This is a genomic window from Ereboglobus luteus (genome assembly GCF_003096195.1).
Classification (GTDB): domain Bacteria; phylum Verrucomicrobiota; class Verrucomicrobiia; order Opitutales; family Opitutaceae; genus Ereboglobus; species Ereboglobus luteus.
The window spans coordinates 1453036-1472753 of record NZ_CP023004.1 but is presented as its reverse complement, the minus strand read 5'-3'; the positions used below and the strand labels follow the sequence as shown (position 1 = coordinate 1472753).

Below are 19718 nucleotides of genomic sequence, written 5' to 3'. Positions count from 1 at the left end.
GGCTAAAAGTGCGTGGTGAAGGGAAAAGACTAGCGGTGGGATTTCGACTTGCCCCGCCCAGCTCCGGCGGCGAGTTGCTTACGCCATTTCTTTTGCGCAGTGTTAAAAACACTTCCCGGCAGTGTGCTGTAGTAGGAGTAGCCGTGACCGTGGCCGGCGGCGGCCATCTCGGTAAAGCTGCCGTAGATGACACCGTCGCGCCCGGGAAACACTGGGCGGTTGTCCAGCGGATCATAAAAGCGCGCCCAATACACCTCCGTCGATTCGGGATCGGGCACGTAGAGAGTTTTGCCATCGCGGCGCACGCGGGTGATGCCGGTGACTCTAACCTCGTCCAGCCACGCGAGCCCGGCTTCGATTGAGGCGACAATTTCCGGAGGCGGATTTTTAAGCGTCATCAGAAATTTCAACAGGTTCGCGCTTTCGTGTCCGCTGAGCATGGCTGGCTCCATTTTGCGGGCGGCGGCGGGCAGGAGAGTGAGCGGGTCGTGCTGCGCGCACCAAACGGTCTTGCGTCCGGAGGAATTCACATACTGCGTCGCCACCACGCAACGCAGGCCGGCGGCGAGCGCGACGGCGGACTTTTCGCGCAGCGCGGCGTCAACAAAGGCGTAGCGCTCGTCGCCGTTCGCAATATCGCGGAGCAATTCGAGGATGCTCGTCATGACGTCGTCGTTGTAGGTGATGTTGTCGTGATAGCCGCCCTCAATCGGGTAAACTTGCGGCCAGCCGCCGGCGGGATACTGCGAGTCGAGGATGAAGCGGAGGCCCCTGATGAAGGCGCCCTTGCAATCGTCTCGCCTAGTCGCATGCGCAGCCGCGGCGAGAAATCGCATCTGCCCGGTGGTGGAGCCGTTGTCGAATGTGGCGAGATAATGCGGTGACTTCCCCGGCGCGTATTGCGACGACCAAAGCATGCCGGGTTTGCGCGTGCCTTGCGAATAATCGGTGTGCTTCGACCAGCCGCCCGAGGGCGTTTGATACGAGAGGACGATGTCGGCGAGCTTTTGCGCGGTGGCGGTGCCGTGCCACGCGTCACCGAAGGGCGAGGGCATTTTGAAGTCAGGACCGTCGGGCGCGCGCGTGGTGGCGGCGCGTGGTGTTTGCGCGGCGAGCTCGGCTTCAACCGCGGCTTGATCGGCGCGCGCGGCAGCGCGCGAGCGCGAGACATAATCCTCCCAAGCGAGACGCTCCTCGTCCGAAAGCGCGGCAACGCGCATGGGCGTGAGCGCACCGGCAAGCGTCACGTTCGCCAAAACGAACGCGGATGCAAAAAGGAGCGGGAGGGGGCTGGCCATGGTTTTAACGCGTTTTGTAATTCGCGGTGAGCGCGGGGTTATCGGATGCGGGACCGGCGGCGAAAAGCCAGTCGCAGGCATCTACCGTGTAGCGTTTGTTCGCCTCGTCCCAACGGCGCAGGCGCGCGAAGGGAATTTCGATTTCAACCGTCGCGGTTTCGTCGGCCTTGAGCGTGACGCGCTTGAATCCGGCGAGCTGGCGGAGCGGCATGGGCACGGGAGCGTTTTTCGCGGTGGCGTAGATTTGCACGACTTCGTCACCGTCGCGCGCGCCGGTGTTTTTGATTGTGACTTTCGCGGTGACACCGCCGGTGGCGTTTGTTTGGAGCGCGAGGTTTTGATATTCAAATGTCGTGTAACTCAGGCCGTGTCCGAACGCGTAAAGGGGCTTGCCGGTAAAGTAGCGGTAGGTGCGGTTCGCCATCGAATAATCCTCGAAGGGCGGCAGGTCGCCGTCGTTTTTGTAGAACGTGACCGGCAGGCGGCCCGCGGGATTCGTCTCGCCCAGAAGGGCCTCGGCGACGGCGTCGGCACCGCGCTGTCCGTAATACCACGCGAAGAGGGCGGCGTTTGCTTTTGCATCATCGAACGCGATCGCCGCGCCACCGGTAAGAACAAGTATAACGGGCTTTTTCAACGCGGCGATTTGGTCGAGCAGCACGCGCTGCGTTTCGGGAAGCTGGAGAGTGAGCCGGTCCCCGCCGGTGAATCCCTCGGCCGTGACTGTCATCGACTCGCCCTCAAGATCGGGCGTGATGCCGAGCGTGAGGATGATGTGGTCGGCGGCGCGCGCGGCGGCCATGGCGCGGTCGTGCGCGTCGTTGTTGCCAGGCGCAATCCAGCCGAGCTGAACGCGGCCTTTGCGGGTTAGCTGCACGTATTCGATGCGGATGTCATAGGTCTGTCCGGCGTTGAGCGTAATGGTGGTGCTGAGCGGACGCTCGGCGTCGCGCCGCCAGAAATCGATGACACGCTTGTCGTTGATGTAGAGACGCATCGCGCCCTCGGAAACGACTCCAAGCGTGTATTCGCCGGTGATTTTCGGCACCATGACACCCGTCCAGCGGATGGAGGCGTGCGTGATGGGAATCTCGCCCGCGGGTTGCGTTTCATCCCATTGCAGGTCGATTTGTGTCTGCATTTGCGTGGCGACGAGGTTTCCGACGAGGTTTGGTTTTTTTGAGTCCTGTTTTTCGTTGGAAAATACCTCCGCCTTGAGTCCCGGCGTGGCGCGCGTGGCGTCGGTGAAAAGCACGCCGTCAGGAATTGCGTCACCAGTGACACGAAAACCTTTCACAAGCGGCACGGCGGGCTCGGCGAGCACGCGCACGCCTTTTGATTCAAGCTTGGCGCGAATGCCATCGGCCAGCGTGACCTTGCGCGACGGGGTGCCGGCGTAGTTGCCGATAATCGTGGATTCCTCGAACCCGGCGGGGCCGAGGATCGCGACGGTTTTGCCCGCGAGTTTTTTGGCATCGAGCGGAAGCGCGCCGTCATTTTTAAGAAGCACGAGACTTTGGCGCGCTGCCTCGAGCGCGAGCGCGTCGTGCGCGGGCGAGTCGTTTTCAGAAATTGGAATGCCTCGATAGGGCACGCGGTCGGGCGGATCGAAATGGCCGAGCCTGAACAGGAGTTTGAGCAGGCGGCGCAGCGCGGTGTCGATTTCGGTCTCGGTGATGAGCCCGCGTTTGAGCGCGTCGGGAAGCGCCTCATAGGTTTTATCACTGGCGAGTTCGTTGCCGGCCTTGATAGCGGCGGCGCTGGCCTCGGCGGCATCCTTGGAATAGAGGTGCGCCTTCGGACGCCAGATGTCGGCAATGCCGCCAACGTCACTGACGACCGCGCCTTCGAAACCCCATTTGTCGCGCAGAATGTCGGTGAGGAGTTCGCGGTGCGCCGGCGCGGGAATGCCGTTGATGGCGTTGTAGGCGCTCATGAGGGATCCCGCGCGGCCCTCGACGATTCCGGCCTCGAACGCGGGCAGATATGTTTCCCACAAATCGCGCTCGGATGAGATCGCGTTGAAACGATGGCGAAGCGGTTCGGGGCCGCTGTGCACGGCGTAGTGTTTTATCGTGGCGACGGTCTTGAGATAACGCGGATCGTCACCCTGAAGTCCGCGCACAAACGCAACGCCTAGCTCGGAAGTGAGAAGCGGATCCTCGCCGTAGGTTTCCTGTCCCCTGCCCCATCGTGGATCGCGGAAGATATTTATGTTGGGCGACCAAATGGTGAGCCCTTGGTAGCGTTTCGTGTTGCCTGTTTTGGACGTGCGAAGGAGCTCGTTATTTTTCGCGCGCGCCTCGGTGGCGATGCTATCGGCGACGCGCTGGTGCAGCTCGGGATTCCATGTGGCAGCGAGCCCGATGGCCTGCGGATAAACGGTCGCGACTCCATTGCGCGCGACGCCGTGCAGCGCCTCGTTCCACCAATCGTAAGCCGGAATGCCCAGGCGTGGAATGGCGGGCGTGGCCATCATGAGCTGTCCGATTTTTTCATCAATCGTGAGTTGCGAGACAAGGTCATCGAGGCGTTGTTCGAGCGGCAGGTCGGGATTTCGAAACGCGGGCGTGGAGGAAAAGGCTGAAATGCTGAAGGACTGAAGAGCCGAAATACAAACCAGCAGAACGGCGATTTTGGTGAATTTGTGGGACATGCTTTTTGGATGATTGAAGGCAAAGACTGTTTATTGGGCCACAAGCGGCGTGCCGTCGCTCGGCTTTCGGGTGCGCAGGCCGGCGGTGTCGATTTCGGACGAGTTGCGCAGCGTGAGCGCGGGGCCGGACTCCGTGTCGATGACTGTGTCACGGAAAGTGATGTCGCGCGTGTTCGTGCAGGAGAAACCCTTTACGGCCTGAATGCGCACATTGCTGAAGACGATATCCTCAATCGGCATCTCGCGCAGCCCGGTAATCGTGCCCGCGGTTTTTGCACCGCGCGCGCTGATATTGCTGAATATGAAATTGCGATAACGCGGCGTGCCCTCGTCAACAGCGCGCTCCTCGTCGGCCGTGTCCTTGCCTGTGTAGAAGGTTGTTATCGTGAACGGCGAGGGCACGTCGTGCATGACGATATTGCTGACGGCGAGCCCCTCCACCACACCGCCGCGCCCGCGCTGAGATTTGAGGCGGATGCCGATGTTGGTGTTCTGAAAAACGCAGTTGGTGACAGTGACATTGCGCACACCGCCGGACATTTCGCTACCGACCACCACGCCACCATGGCCGTGATACATGACGCAGTTTGTGATGGTGACGTTCTCGGTGGGCTTGCCGACGCGGCGGCCCGCCTCATCCGTGCCGGACTTGAGCGTTATGCAATCGTCACCGGTGTCGATGCGGCAGTTGGCGATGCGAACGTTGGAGCAGGATTCGGGGTTGATGCCGTCGGAGTTGTGCGCCTTGTTGGGCATTTTCGGCGGGTTGGTGATGGAGATGCCCTCGACGCGCACGTAGTCGCACAACTGCGGGTTGAGCGTCCACGCGGCGGAGTTTTGCAGGTTCACGTTTTCAATGAGAATGTCGCGGCAGCGCACCATGCGAATCAGGCGCGGGCGTCCGTGCGAAATCTTGGCAACCTCGGCGCGCTGCCGATCGGTGAGCGGCGGGAGTTTGTATTTGGCCGGGTTTGCAAGCCTGACGCGCTCCCACCACGGTTGCCCCTGTCCGTCGATTGTGCCGCGACCGGTGATGGTGATATTTTCCGAGTCCTCGGCATAAATCAAGGAGGCCAGGGTCGCGTGTTTCGGGTCCGCGCTCCACACGTTTTCCGTGAGCGGATAATCGTCCGGATTTCCGCTGCCGAGAATCACCGCACCGGCTTCGATGTTGAGCGTGATGTGACTTTTCAAGCGAATGCTGCCGGTGTGATAACGCCCCGGCGGAACAACAACCGTGCCGCCGCCAGCCACGAAAGCCGCGTCAACGGCCCTCGCAAACGCAACGGTGTCGAGCGTCTTGCCATCGCCGACAGCGCCGTAATTGCGGACATTATATGTGGCTGATGACGCGGTCGCCGCGAACGCCGAAACGCACAACACGCATGTGACAAATCCACGGAGCGGATTGAAGTTGGGAAGAAGATTTTTCATGATCCAAGGTGACGGTCACCGGCAAGGACGGTTGTGATTATAGTGGGCTGTAGTTTGGGAAGAGGGCGCGTGGGACGCATGAGATTCCGCATTCGAAATCCGCATTCCGAAATCGAAGATTTCGCATTTGCAGATTATGCCTTTCTGCCACGTCGCACGAGGCGCAGAAGCGCCAGCGCAACGAGCGCGCCGAAGAACCAATGCGAGGGCGCGCCACCACCGCCATCACCCTTGCCGTCGCTGGATGGATTGAAAGGCGGAGTGGTGCCGCTCGGCGGCATGGTGTCGCTCACGAGTGTCACGGCGAGCGTGGTCACGGTCGCCGAGGTGCCGCTGATGGCGATCTTGCGCACGGCGGCGTTGCCGGTGTCGGCGACGTAGAGCGTGCGTCCGGAGGAATCGAGGGCAAGCGCGGTGGGCTGGTTGAAGAGGGCGTTCATGCCTTCACCGTCGGATTGGCCGCTCACGGTGGCGAGTCCGGCGAGGGTGATGACATCACCGGCGGGCGTGACTTTGCGGATGGTGTGGTTGCCCGTGTCCGCCACGTAGATGTTTGCGCCCGAGGCATCGACAACAATGGATTTCGGTTGATCGAACAGGGCGGTGAGTCCCGGACCGTCGTCGGAGCCGTTCACGCCGGGCGTGCCGGCGATCGTTTGCACGACGCCGAAGTTTGTGCCGGAAGCAACCGTGAGCTTGCGGATGGTGTTGTTGCCCGCGTCGGCGATGTAGAGGAACGAGCCGGAGAAGGCCACGGCAGCGGGGTGGTTGTATCGTCCGGTGCCGGACAGGATCATCGCGGTTCCAGAGTCCACCAGCCAGGCGTCGTTGTCGCCACTCGAGCCGGGGATGCCGCCTATGGTGGCAACGGTGTTGCCGACATAAACCCCGCTGGAGGGATTGATCGGCGTGAGCCGGCGAATGGTGTGGTTGTTCGTGTCGGCCAAGTAGGTGACGCCGGTGGTGCGATCAAACGAGAGGCCGTTGGGCGAGCTGAACAAGACCGCGGTGCCGATGCCGTCGCGATTGCCGCGGCCCGAAGGATCACCGGCGAGGGTTTCGAGCGAGCCGTCGCGGTTGACGCGGCGAACAACGGCGTTGCCCGTGTCGGCCACGTAGAGATTGCCCGAGGCGTCGATGGCAAGCGCGGCGGGCGCGTTGAACATCGAGACGCCGAACGCACCGTCCTTGTATCCGGCAGTGTTGGGTATGCCGGCGTAAAGCACGGCGGTGCTTCCGCTCGCGGCGACCTTGCGGACGACGTTCAATGCGGAATCGGCTATGTAGAGATCGCCGTAGGAATCGACGGCCACGCCTGTCGGGTAAGGGAAGAGCACCGGCGCGACGCTCACGGTGTAGGGGTTGCCGGTGGCGCTTCCACTCGGGTTGGAAACGACGAGTCGGTAATCCCCGGCCTGCGCATCGCCAATGTTTCCGATGGTCAGCGATCCGGTGTTCGCGCCCGAGTAGGTGGCGTTGTCGGCGAGATCGATCCAGCCGCCATCAACAAAGCGCTGCCATTGATAAACGAGGCCCGCGCCATTAACCGAGGGATTCAGGGTCACGGCTTTGCCGGAGATGGCGGTAATCGCTCCACCGTTTAACCCGGAGAAACTCGGCGCGTCGCCAAAGGTGATCGTGACGGGAGCGCTGACGGTGTGTTTGTCCGCCGCGGTTGTCACGACAACTGTGTAGGCGCCGAGTTGCGCGGATTGTATGTTGGCAAGCGTGAGTGTTTCGGAGGTCGCGCCCGGAATATCAAAATTATTCAGGCGCCATTGATAAGCGGTGCCCGCGCCGCCGAGCGAGGGAACGAGTGTAACGGTGTCGCCGTGGAACGGTATCGTTGACGAGGCAACAACACTCAGCGGCGCGGCAACCGCCGGCGTGATCGAAAACGCGCCGTCGGTGTTGCCTCCGTATTGCGGGATGAGCACGGGAAGATCGCCCGCGGCATTGAGATGGTAGGAATACGGCGGCGTGAAGACGGTGTCGGTACCGGGGTCAATCGTGCCGGTGGTGCCGTTGTAGATGTTGTCGATGGTGCGGATGAGCGCGGAGGTGCCGGCGCTCTTGCCGACGGGGCTGTTTACACCGGTGCCGTAATAGCTGTGCTCGACGAAGAGCTGCGTGTTGTTGCGCGCGTTGCTGGCGTAGAAGTTTCCCGCGCAACTGAAATAATTGTCATACATGTGCACCCGTCCGCCCGTGGAGGCGGGCATGCGTTCGTGGCAGAATTCGGCCCACCAGTTATGGTGCAGCGTGGTGTGGACGGGGCCGATGTAATCGGGGTTGTCGGTCTCGATGTTGCCGAGAATCATGGTGAACCGGTGGGCCAGAGCGTCTGTATAGTAGAACTTGCACCAGGAAACAGTGACGTTGTCCACTTCGGCGCGGGTGATGTCTATGCAGCCATCGCCACAGTTGAAGAGCGTGCAATGCGTGATGAACACATTGGTTGATCCCCAAACGTTGATGCCGTCGCCGCTGTCGATGTACTTTCCGTAGGTCGGGGAGCCCGGATCGGTGTCGATGGTCTCGCCGGGGTTGGTAATGGTGAGGCCGCGCACGATGACATTATCAACATAGGAAATTTGGATTTCACCGATGATGGTCGCGTTGGCGTCTGCGCCCTGGATGGTTTTGTTGGATTTCACCGGGGCGCGTTTGTTGGAGACACCGAGCAGGCTTATCGTGCCGGAGACAGTAATGATGGCGGGCTCGTCAAGGGCGGCCTTCGCAAGAAGGTCGGTTGCGTTGGTGACAACGTAAACCGCGCCGCCCGCGCCGCCGGTGGCTTCGCTGCCAAAACCGTCACTGACAGCGGCGGGACCAGCGGCATCGCGCACGGTGAGAATGGACGGATCGCTGGGCGTGGAGCCGGCCATGTTGGTGGCGACGACGGTGTAGGTGCCGGTGTCGGCAAGCGCCGCGCCGGTGATTGTGTAGGTGGCATTCGTCGCGCTGGTGATCGGCGCGCCGTTGTAGTTCCACTGGTATGCGGGTGCGGGGATGCCGGTCGCCGATGAGACAAAGGTGACGTTCATGCCGGTGACGACGGTTTGCGCGGCGGCGGGCTGCGTGGTGAAGACCGGCAGCACGGGATCGCAGAGCACAGCAGCGTCGCTGGTGACGGAGCCTGCGGCGTTGGTGACGACCACGGTGTAGGAGCCTTCGTCGGTAGCGCTGTTGAAGGAGGCAATGCTGTAAGTCGCGCTTGTGGCGCCGGGGATATCGACGCCGTCGAGCCGCCACTGATAAGTCGGCGCGAAAGGCGCGGCGGCAATGCCGGTGTCGGCGACGACACTCACCGAGGCCGGCGAGCCGATGGTGACGACGGCAGTTTCCGGCTGCGTGGTGATGACAGGGGCGATGATGAGCGTGACGGTGTCGCTGGTGGCGCTGCCTTCGTCGTTGGTGATCTTGATCCGGTAGTATCCGGCGTCGGCAGTGGTAACTCCGGCGAGGACAAGCGCTGAGTTGGTTGCGCCGGGTATGTCAACAAAGTCAGCATCGACGCCGGTGCTGCTCTTTTGCCAGACGTAGGTGAGCGGCGCGAGACCGCCGACCGCCGCGCTGAAGTTGGCGGTGGCGTTGGTGACCGCGGTTTGGGAGACGGGTTGCGTGTAGATGGTGGGCGCGCCGACACCGGGGAGCACGGTGAGTTCGCAAACGCCGCTGATGATGCTGCCGCCGTAGTTGGTGATGACGAGGTCGTAGTCGGCTTCGTCGGCAAGTTGCGCGTCGGCGATGACGAGTGTGGCGGTGTTGGCGGTGGCGTTGTCGGCGGTGTTGATGGCCACACCGTCCTTGCGCCACTGGTAGGTGACGCTGTCGTTCGCGTCAAAGCCGAGCGCGGTGACGGGAATCGTGGCGGTGCCTCCGGCGGGAACGGAGAGAGTCGAGGGCGCGTCAACGTCGATCACGGTTTTCGGATAAGGGATGAGCTGGAAGCCGGCGATGTATTGGCCGTTGTTCGCATTTTTTGTCGTCTGCACGGTGAACTTCCCGGCGGCGTCAACTTTTCCATGCAGGACGCCCCATGTGGTTTCCGTGTTGGAGGCGGCGCTGGACAATACCTCCGGCATTACTGGAGCACGGGGGGAGATGACACTGTCCGTGTCAACAAAGACGCTGGCGGAAGCGGCGCCGGCGGTTTCAAACCATGTCGCGGCACCGGCCGTGGTGTTACTTGTGGCGAGCAGGAAGCGGGCGCCTTGCCCGGCGCTGTTGGTGGAACCGTAACCATACGCGAGGTAGTGCGTGCCGGCGGGCAGGCCGGCGAACTCCCAAATCGTATTGTTCGAGCCGTAATAGATGCGCCAGATGCCGTTGCCGTTCATCAATGCCTCGGGGCCGAGCACACTGTCCACAGTGGGCGAGCTGTAACCCGGTTCCGCGCGGGCGTTGCTGGCTGATGTGACGTCCAGCGAAGCGGTCAGGCTTACGCCCGACGCCGTGCCGTCTGCCGCAGTGAGGGCAATGTTGCTGCCGGTGTTGAGGACATAGGTGCCAATAACCGTGGAGAGATTTGTGGAGTCGGCGTCGGCCGGGCGCTGAATGGTGTTCCATGTCGTGCCGGGATACGGCGCGGCGGCGCTGTAGTTCCAACCGCTGCCGGGAGCGGCGAGGGTGAACGTGGCGGCGGCGGTGGGAGCGGCGGAGGCCGCGGCTGACTGGCGGGTGAGTTTCACAAACAACGCAGGCGCGGCGGTTGCGCCTTCGACAGTGAGCGTGACGGAATCGCTGGTGGCCTCGCCGAGGTTGTTCGTGATGACGACGTGGTAGCTGCCCGCGTCGGAGGATTGCGGGTTGTCAATCGTGAGTGTCGCGCCGTTTGCGCCGGGAATGGCGACGCCGTCCTTATACCATTGATAGGCGAGAGCGCCGCCGGTGGCGTCAACGGAGAGCGTCACGGAATCGCCCGCGTCGGTGATTTGGGAAACGGGTTGCGCCGTGATGGCGGGCGCGGACTCCGCGCTGCTGCCGCTTATGCTGAGCGCGCAGGCGGTGCTGGTGGTGCTGCCGCCGTAGTTGGTGACGACGACATCGTAGCTGCCGGCATCGGCATCCTGCGCGTCGGTGATGACGAGCGAGGCGGTGTTGGCGGTGGCGTTGTCGGCGGTGTTGATGGGCGCGCCGTCCTTGCGCCACTGGTAGGTGACGGTGTCGTTCGAATCAAAACCGGCGGCGACGACGGTCAGCGTGGCGGTGTTTCCAGCAACGGCGACCTCGGTCGTGGCGGGTTGCGTGATTATGGTCGCCTTCGGATAGGGGATGAGTTGGAAGCCGGCGACGTAGGTGCTGCCGTTGAATTTCGTGGCGGAGATGACGAGCTGGCCACCGGCGTCGATGATCGCGGGAAGAACGCCCCAAGGTTTGTCGATGGTCGTGGTGGAATCTTCGGGCGGAGCGGGCGCGACAGGCGCGACGTTGTTTTCGATGTCCTTGGCGAAGACGTGCGTGCTCGCATTGCTGTTGGTCGCGTAGATCCCGACCCACCTGGCATTCGTGCTGGCGACATTGGCGGGGGCGAGGTCAAAGCGGGCGTTGCCGTTGTTGAGCGCACCGTAAACGTAGGCAAGATAACGGCCACCGGCGGGCAGGTTGTTAAAGGTAAACGTAAAGGTGTTGTCACCGACGATGAGGCGCCAGAGATCATTGACGACGGCGGCGGGCATGAGCGTTTCGGTGTAGCCGCCGATGTAACCGGCGTTGGGCTCCTGGCGGTCAGCATTGAGGGCGTTGATGGTAATTTTGGTCGTGAGCGTGACGGCGGAGGCCGTGCCATCGGGAGCGTAGAGCGAGATGTTGTTGGCAGTGTTGAGAGTCTCCACCGCGCCGATGACTCCGGGATAGGTGCCGCCGGCGGTGCCGGAGTTGATCATGTCGGCGCTGTTCGGCCTGCGAATCTTGTTCCATGTCGTGCCGGCATAAGGCGCGGCTCCGCTGTAGTCCCAACCGGAGCCTTGCACGGCGACGGTGAGCATCTCGGCGGCGGACTGGACGCCAGCCGACGAGGCTTGGTCCCTGTGCAATTTAATAAACACGGCAGGCGCGGCGGCAGTGCTTTCGACGGTCAACGTGACCGTCGTGCTGGTTGTGTCGCCAAAGGAATTGGTGATGACGACATGGTAGCTGCCGGTGTCGGAGGCTTGCGGGTTGGCAATGTCGAGCGTGGCTCCGGTCGCGCCGGGGATGAGCACGCCGTCCTTATACCATTGGTAGCTCAGGCCGCCGCCTGTCGCGTCGACCGAGAGTGTGACAGCGTCACCCGCATCGGTGACGAGCGAGACGGGTTGCGCGGTGATCGCGGGGATCTCGGTGGCGCTGCCGTCGTTCACGGCGAGCGCGCAGGCGGTGCTGGTGACGGCGCCGCCGAGGTTGGTGATGACGACATCGTAGCTGCCGGCGTCGGCGGATTGCGCGCCGGTGATGGTGAGCGATGCAGTGGCGGCGGTGGCATTGGCGAGCGTGTCGATGTCCGCGCCATCCTTGCGCCATTGATAGGAGAGCGTGTCGCTTGAATCGAAGCCGGCGGCAACGACTGTCAGCGTGATGTTGTCGTCGAGATCGACGAGCTCCGTGGCGGCGGGTTGAGTGGTGATGGTTGCCACTGGATAGGGAATGAGCTGGAAGCCGGCGACGTAGGTGCTGCCGTTGAACTTGGTGGCGGAAATGACGAGTTGGCCCGCGGCGTCGGTGAGCGCGGGAAGAACGCCCCAGGGTTTGTCGATATCCGTGGTGGTGTCCTCCGGCGGGGCGGGAGCGACGGGCGCGATGTTGTCCTCGAGGTCCTTGGCAAAGACGTGCGTGCTCGCATTGTTGTTGGTCGCGTAGATGCCGACCCACTTGGCGTTCGTGTCGGCGACGTTGTCAGGGGCGAGGTCGAAGCGGGCGTTGCCGTTGTTGAGCGCGCCGTAAACGTAAACGAGGTAGCGGCTGCTCGGGGGCAGGTCGCTGAAGGTGAACGTGAAGGTGTTGTCGCCGATGATGAGGCGCCAGAGGTCGTTGACAACGGCGGCGGGCATGAGCGTTTCGGTGTAGCCGCCGATGTAGCCGGCGTTGGGTTCCTGGCGGACTCCGTCAAGCGCGTTGATGTGCACTTGCGCTGTGAACTTGACGCCCGAATCCGTGCCGTCGGGGGAGAAGAGCTTGATGTTGTCGGCGGTGTTGAGCGTGGCGACCGTGCCGATGACGCCCGGGTAAGTGCCGCCGGCGGTGCCGGAGCTGATCAGGTCGGTGCCGTGGGGCCGGCGGATCTTGTTCCAGGTCGTGCCGGCATAGGGCGCGGCTGCGGTGTAATCCCAGCCGGAACCTTGCACGGCGACGGTGAGTTTTTCGGCAGCGACGGGCGCGGCGCCGGCGCTGTCCTGGTCGCGGTGGAGTTTCACGAAGACGGCGGGCTTGGGCGCGGTGGTGTCGTAGGTGAGCGTGATGGTGGAGCTGGGGGTGTCGCCAAATGTGTTTGAAATGACGACATGGTATTCGCCGGCGTCGGAAAGGTTCACGCCGTTGAGTGTGAGCGAGGCGCCGGTTTCGCCGGGAATCGCAATGCCGTCCTTGTACCATTGGTAGCTGAGACCGCCGCCGGTCGCGGCAACGCTGAAGGTGACGGTGTCGCCCATGACGAAGGTCTGTGACTCGGGTTGCGTGGCGATGACGGGAATGCCGGTCGGCGTGTTGCTGTTCACGGTGACCGTGACGGTGTCGCTGGTGGTGGAGCCTTGGTTGCTGGTGACGACGACGTAGTAGCTGCCGCTGTCGAGTTCCGTCGCGGAGGTCAGGGCGTAGGTGTCGCCGGTCGCGCCGGAGATGGGGGCGGAATCCTTATACCATTGGTAGGTTTGAAAGCGGGGGCTCCATGCGGAGACGCTAAGCGTCACGGGGTCGGTTTCGTCCACACTTTGGGCGACGGGTTGCGCGAGGATTTTCGGCTTCGCGGTGGGCAGCCAGCCGGCGAGCGAGTAGTAGGAATTTCCTAAAATGGCTTCGAGTGTGTAGTCGGCAGCGGTCACGGTGATGGCGGTGCGGTTGGCCGGGCCGTCGGGGAGAAGGAGGTTGGGATTGCCAACGTATTCATCGGTCGCGCCGGTGTAATCGGGATCGATGGTGTTCACCCAATAGGCGCCGGAGGTGTGGCGTTGCTCGGTGGTGACGGAACCGCCGCCGGCGAGCGTGGAACCTAATTCGACGGCGCGGCAGGTGGCTTCGCGTCCGTCCCATTCGCCCCAGCCCTTGGCGGTGAAGATGTCGCTGAGCATGCCGTTGATCGAGGCGGTGTGGCCGTCCTGCCGCCAAGGACGCATGAACGTGGTGTTGGCCGCGCCGACATCATACGGATAGCCGTTGCTCATGAGCGCCTTTGGAAAATTGCAGTTGAGGAAAACGATGCCGTGGGGCTGGGCGAGAGGCGTGCTGGGCGCGCCAATGGGGCCGCCGGTGCTGCGGATCTGGACGATGTCGCACTGGTCGAAAATCGCGAGCGCACCGCCATAGATGAAGTCAACGCTGCCCCATATTTCGCTGTTGTGGAAGGTGGCTATGCCCTTGTCTGTGTAGAGCGTGTCCTGGCCGCCTTTCATGAGAACGTTGTCGAAGACGACGCGGGAGCCGCTGGTGTAAACGGTGTTGACGGTTCCAATCCATGCCGGCGCGTTGGTGGCGGGATGCGGGAAATAGACGCGGTTGTCGATGGTCAGGTTGATGACATTGATGTCGTTGCATTCAATGTTGAGCACGGCCGCGCCGCGGTCGGTGGTGTAGTAGGGGTATTCATAATACAAGACCACGTCGGCGCGCTGCGCGCCGTCTCCGTGAACAGTCACGAAATTGCGGTTTTGCGAAAAAGTCGTGTTGTCCCGGTATGTGCCGGGTTTGATGACGATGGTGCGCGGGAGGGTGTTGTTTTGCGGAATCCAATCGGAGGCGGCCTGGAGCGTGGCGAAGTCACCGGCGCCGTCGTGACCGACGGTGATGGTGGTCGGGCCGGTGGTGGCGGTGGGGGTCGCGGGGCCGGCGGTTTTTGTGGAGAAGCGCCATGTGGTCGCGTCGGTGATGGCGGGGAGGCTGGCGCCGTCGGAATCGAGGAGGACGGCGGACTCGATGTTGACGTAGTAGGTTTTGCCGTAGGCGAGGCGCTGCCCGGGGCCGAGGGTTATCCAGGCTTCGTTGCCGAAGATCGCGATCGGTTGATAAAAATATTCCTTGCCCTGCACCGTGCGCCTGGCGCCGGTGGGGATAACCACGTCCCATGCGGTGTAGGTCTCGAATTGCGAGACGTCGATTGTGGCGACGACGGAATTGTCCGAGGCGTCGTGGAGGGTGAGTTTGCCGCCGCGACCAATCTTGGGGCGGAGGGGAAGACGATGCGCAGTTGCTGGTCGATGCTGATGCCGGTCGATTGGTCGGCGGGCGCGAAGGTGACGGCCTGCGAACTGGCCGTGCCGATGTAAACGGTGCTGGTCGTCTTGGATCCCGCGGAGTTGGTCGCGGTGAGCGCGTAATAGCCGGAATTGGTGGCGGCGAAAGCGGCGAATTGCAGCGTGTCGGTGGCCGCGCCGGTGACGCCGTTGCCGTCGGCGAGCGCAGCGTCGTTGAACGTCCATGCGTAGGTCGTGGCCTCGGGCGCGCCCGCGCCAACGTCGAACACGGCGGAGAGCGAGGTGACGGCGCCGACGGTGGTGATTTGTCCGACGGGTTGCGTGGTGACAACCGGGGCGACGACGAGTGGCACGGCGGTGCTGACGGCGTCGGGCGCCGTGCCGTTGGTGATTGTCACGCGATAGTGGCCGGCATCGGCCGTGGTGATGTCCGCAAGGGTGAGCGTGGCGGCGTTGGGTGCGCCCGCGATGTCAACGAATGCGCCCGCGGCACCGGTGACACTTTTTTGCCAGATGTAGGTGAGCGGGCTGGTGCCGTTGGCCGCGACGGTGAAGCTGACGCTGCCGTTGGTCAGCGCGGTTTGCGGAAGGGGCTGCACGGTGATGCTGGGCGCGATGGCCGATGTCGTCACGGTGAGCGCGGTCGCGGTGCTGGCGGTGTCGCCGCCGTAGTTGGTGACGACGACATCGTAGTCGCCCTCGTCGGATGTCTGCGCGCTGGTGATGGTGTGGGTCGCGCCGGTCGCGCCGGGGATGTCCACGCCGTCCTTGCGCCATTGGTAGGTGAGCACGTCATCCGTGTCAAAGCCGGTGGCGACGATGGTGAAGCTCACGGAGTTATTGAGCGTGGCGACAGTCGTCGCCGGGAGATCGGTGGTGATTGTGGCTTTCGGATAGGGGATGAGTTGGAAGCCGGTCGGGTATTGGCCGTTTTGCGCGTTCTTGGCGGTTTGCAGGACGAGTTTGCCGGCGGCGTCAACCTTGGCGTGGAAAAAGCCCCAAACGGTATTGATGTTCGGAGCAGTGTTCGAACTCACGGCAAGGGGCGCGGGATCACGCGGAGAGATGATGTCGTCAACGCGCGCGAACACATTGGCGTTGGTGCCGTCGCCACCATGGGTTTCGAGCCAGACCGAGCCAGTCGTCACGGGATTGTAATCAGCCGGAAGAATGAAGCGCGCACCCTGCCCCGCGGTGTGCGTGGCGGCGTAGCAATAGGCGAGATAGTGGGCGTCGGCGGGCAGGCCGGTGAATTCCCAAATCGTATTATTGCTGCCGTAATAAATGCGCCAATTGCCGTTGTTGTTCATCAATGCCACAGGGCCGAGCACGGTGTCAGCAGTAACCGAGCCGTAGCCGGGTTCGGCGCGCTGGCCTTGCGCCTCCGTGACATCGAGCTTGGCGGTGACGCTCACGCCGGAGGCGGTGCCATCGGGAGCGGTGAGCGCGAGGTTGTTCACGGTGTTGAGCGTGTAAACGCCGATGGCCGTGGTGAAGTCTCTGGAGTCAGCGTCGGCGGGGCGTTTGATGAAATTCCATGTCGTCCCCGGATAAGGCGCGGCGGCGCTGTAGCCCCAACCGCTGCCGGGCGCGGCAATAGCCTCGGTGGTGGCGGCAGTGGGCGCGGCGCCGGCGGACTCGTTTTGGCGGGTGAGTTTCAGGAACACTGCGGGCGCGTCCTCAGCCTGTGCGGAAGGCGCGAACGCGAGCGCGGCGGCGACGCCAATTATGCAAAAGATCGAGGTGAATTTCATAAAATGCTTGCGCAGGCTTCCAGTGCGCACACGTCCGAGGCCGAGCAGCGCGAGGCCGAGAAGATACCAGAGCGAGGGAGCGCCGCCGCCATCGCCGTGTCCGGCGGGAGGCATGTCGATGGGATCGGTATTACCGTTCGTGCCGCTGCCGCTTGTGCCGGACGGCTCCGGCGTGGGGCCTTGCGCGAAGACGAGCGTGCTCACGCTGCCGTCAACTCCCGAAATCATGCGCACGGCGGCGTTGCCGGTGTCTGCGACATAGACATTCAAATCGTCGTCAACGCTCACGCTGGTCGGCCTGTTGAAGAGATTGATGCCGCCGTGAGGTTCGTCCGAGGGGCCGTCCTGATAACCGGCGACACCGGGAGTGCCGGCAATCGTCAAAACCGAAACCGTGTTGCTGGCGACAAATGAAATTTTGCGAATGACGTGATTGCCCGTGTCGGCCACATAAATCGCGCCAAGGCGATCCACGGCAATTCCCGACGGCTGATTAAAACGCGCATCGGCCCCCGATCCGTTGTCCGCGCCACTGACGCCGTAAAGGCCCGCAATTGTGGTGACATCACTTTTCGAAATGCGCGTGCGCGTCTGGACATTGGTAATCGGGTCGCGGTCGAGATACCAGCCAAGCGCAATTTTTCGGATGGTATTGTTGCCCGTGTCGGCCACGTAAAGCGTGGTGGCGTTTGTTGTCGGTGTCTCGATTGTAATTGTCTTGGTGGTGCCGCTAAAACCCAGGTTGACGGGCGACACGGCGACGGCGCCGGGCGAAGTGAAGCGCGCAATGGTGTTCAAGCTGTTGTCGGTGGTCGCGCCATCGTCGGCGCCCGGATTGCCAGCCGAGCCGGCAAGCGTGGTGACGTCGTAATTAACCGGCGTGATGCGGCGGATGGTGTGCGCGACCTTGTCGGCGACATAAAGATTGCCGGCCGCGTCATAGGAAACGCTCACCGGCGCGGTGAACGCCGCCGCCGCGCCCGTGGCGTCGACATTGTCGCTGGAGGAGGGCGAGCCGGCGATGGTTCGCACGTCGCCGTTGGACTGCGCGTAGCGGATCGTGTGGTTGAGCGTGTCGGCGAGAAAAACCGTGTTGGCCGCGCCCGCGACAGCGCCGCCGGGGCCGTTAAATGTGGCTTGGTCATAAAAACCGTCGGCGCTGCCGGCGACGCCGGATTGCCCCGCGAAAAGCACCGCGGTGCCGCTCGCAAGCGTGAAGCGGTAAAGCGTGTTCGTGGTGTCATCGGTCACGTAAAGATTGCCCGCCCTGTCGGCGGCGACTGAGGAGGGATGCGGCACAAGCGCCGGGCCGACGCGTAGCGAAATGGCGTCGCCATTGGTAATTCCGCCCTCGGGACCATGGGGCGTCGTGATCGAATTGTCGGCGGCAAGACGATACAACCCCGCCTGCGCCTCGCCGGCGTTGGCAATGGTCAGCACGCTGGTGTTTGCCCCGAAATACGTGCCGTCATCGGTGATATTGGTCCACGTGACGCCGCCGTCATGCGAAACCTGCCACTGATAGGCATGAATGGGCGCACCCGGATCTGTCGTGGCGCCGCCATACAGGCTGATCGTGTTCCCCGGAACAACGGTCTGCGGGCCAGGCGGCGTGATCACCGGCGCCGCATACTCAACATACACATAAACCACATCACTATGGATGGCGGAAGATGCGCGCCGGCGCACATCGGTCACCATTACGCGATAGTGCCCCGTGGCGCTTTTTTGAATGGAGGGAAAATCGAGCGCATTGTCCGTGGCCGGACCGCGGACGCTGGTTTGAACGTTTTGGAAGGTGGTAAAATCGGCGGTATCGCTTTTTTGCCAAACAAATTGAAATGGCGGCGTGCCCGTGACCGCGGCGGACAGCCTGACATTATTGCCCGCGACGGCAACCAGCGGCGAGGGTTGTTGCGTAAAGTTAAAGGGAGCGGGCTCGTCGATCACACTCAAGGCGGCGTTGTTCGAATAAATGGTCTTCCCGGCGACGTTGGTGACACTCAGGCGGTATATGCCGGCGTCGGAATCCTTGGTGCTGGCAATCTGAAGAACGCAACCGACATCACCCGACTCGGTGATGGTGCTCACGACATAGGCGCCCGATGGATCGGGATTGGGAATGTCCGTCCACGTGGCCCCGTCATCTTTCGAAAGCTGCCACGCGCAAGTGAGCGGATTTTGGTCAATGTCATTAATATAGGGCATATCCCGGACGATGGCTGTGATCTCCGTAATTTCATCCAATACACCAACGACCTCCGATTCGGGCTGCTCTATAATTGTCGGCTCCGGATAGGGCGTCAGCTGAAAGCCCGTATACCAACGGCGTCCGCCAAGCGCGCTGGTGGCCGTGCGGAATGAGATTTTACCGGCACTGGTCGATTTGGCGTGCAGGGTGCCCCAAAGCGTATTGTCACCACTCGCTGCCGCCGTGTTGATTGTCGCATCGGGGGTGAGCCTGTTTTTCCCGTCGGTGCCAGTTGTGAACAGGGTGACAACCCCGGTGTGGCCCGACAAATCCACATAATTGGTTTGGCGCTCTGGAAGCGTGGGATAATAAAACGTGGATGTTGTCACGGCCGGAAAATTATCCGGGTGCAATATCCATTTGCCGCCTTGATTGGCATCCGCAACATTGCTGTATAGATATAAAATATAATCCGTATTGGCGGCAAGCCCGGTAAATGTGAATAGCATATACGCTTCAGTGTCGCCGGTATACATGCCCCAGGTGTCGTTTAAGAGTTCCTTGGCTGTCGCACCTCCAACATTGTAAAGACGCGGATCGGATCGTCCGCTTGTAATAGTGCCTAAAACGACGCCCTTGAGACGGACGGAAGTAATGCTCCCTTCCGAATCATACATTTGGAAATCATTGAGCGTATTAATGACAAAAGGGGCGGTCTCCGTGTAAGGCCCGCCCGCCGTTGGCGTCGTCGCCGGCTTGGCGATCTTGTTCCAAATCGTGCCCGACACCGGGGCGGCGGCGCTGTAATCCCAGCCGTTGCCAATGGCCGCCTGGCCGACCGGGACCGGACTGTTGTCAATGGTGGTGCCCACGTCGTTTGTCAGGGTGACAAAAATCGACGGCTCCGGATCGGCTGCATTCAGTCCGGAGACGGCGATAAGCATGGCCGCGGCAAAAAGACGGATGCCGGTTGTGAATGTTTTGTTTGTCGGGGTTTTCATG

5 protein-coding genes are annotated in these 19718 nt (G+C 62.3%); all 5 read right to left on the bottom strand.

The features are described from left to right. Window positions 1–29 precede the first annotated feature (29 nt). Window positions 30–1298, bottom strand: a complete 1269-nt coding sequence (gene pelA, locus CKA38_RS05325; protein ID WP_161554747.1) for a pectate lyase — start codon at window positions 1296–1298, stop codon at window positions 30–32. A 4-nt stretch (window positions 1299–1302) separates the two neighbouring features. Next, window positions 1303–3954, bottom strand: coding sequence for a glycoside hydrolase family 3 N-terminal domain-containing protein (locus CKA38_RS05320; RefSeq protein ID WP_108824563.1), 2652 nt, complete (start codon window positions 3952–3954; stop codon window positions 1303–1305). Window positions 3955–3984: 30 nt separating this feature from the next. Next, the gene (locus CKA38_RS05315) at window positions 3985–5388 is read right to left on the bottom strand and encodes a glycoside hydrolase family 28 protein (protein WP_108824562.1); all 1404 of its coding nucleotides are present in this window, start codon (window positions 5386–5388) and stop codon (window positions 3985–3987) included. A gap of 134 nt (window positions 5389–5522) precedes the next feature. Continuing rightward, window positions 5523–14636 carry a pectinesterase family protein gene (locus CKA38_RS05310; RefSeq protein WP_161554746.1) on the bottom strand — a complete coding sequence of 3038 codons (9114 nt, stop codon included), beginning with the start codon at window positions 14634–14636 and terminating at the stop codon, window positions 5523–5525. Continuing rightward, window positions 14546–19717 (bottom strand): immunoglobulin domain-containing protein, encoded by a 5172-nt coding sequence (locus tag CKA38_RS05305; protein ID WP_161554745.1) that lies wholly within the window; start codon window positions 19715–19717, stop codon window positions 14546–14548. Before CKA38_RS05305 ends, CKA38_RS05310 begins: the two co-directional genes overlap by 91 nt. Window position 19718: the final 1 nt, after the last annotated feature.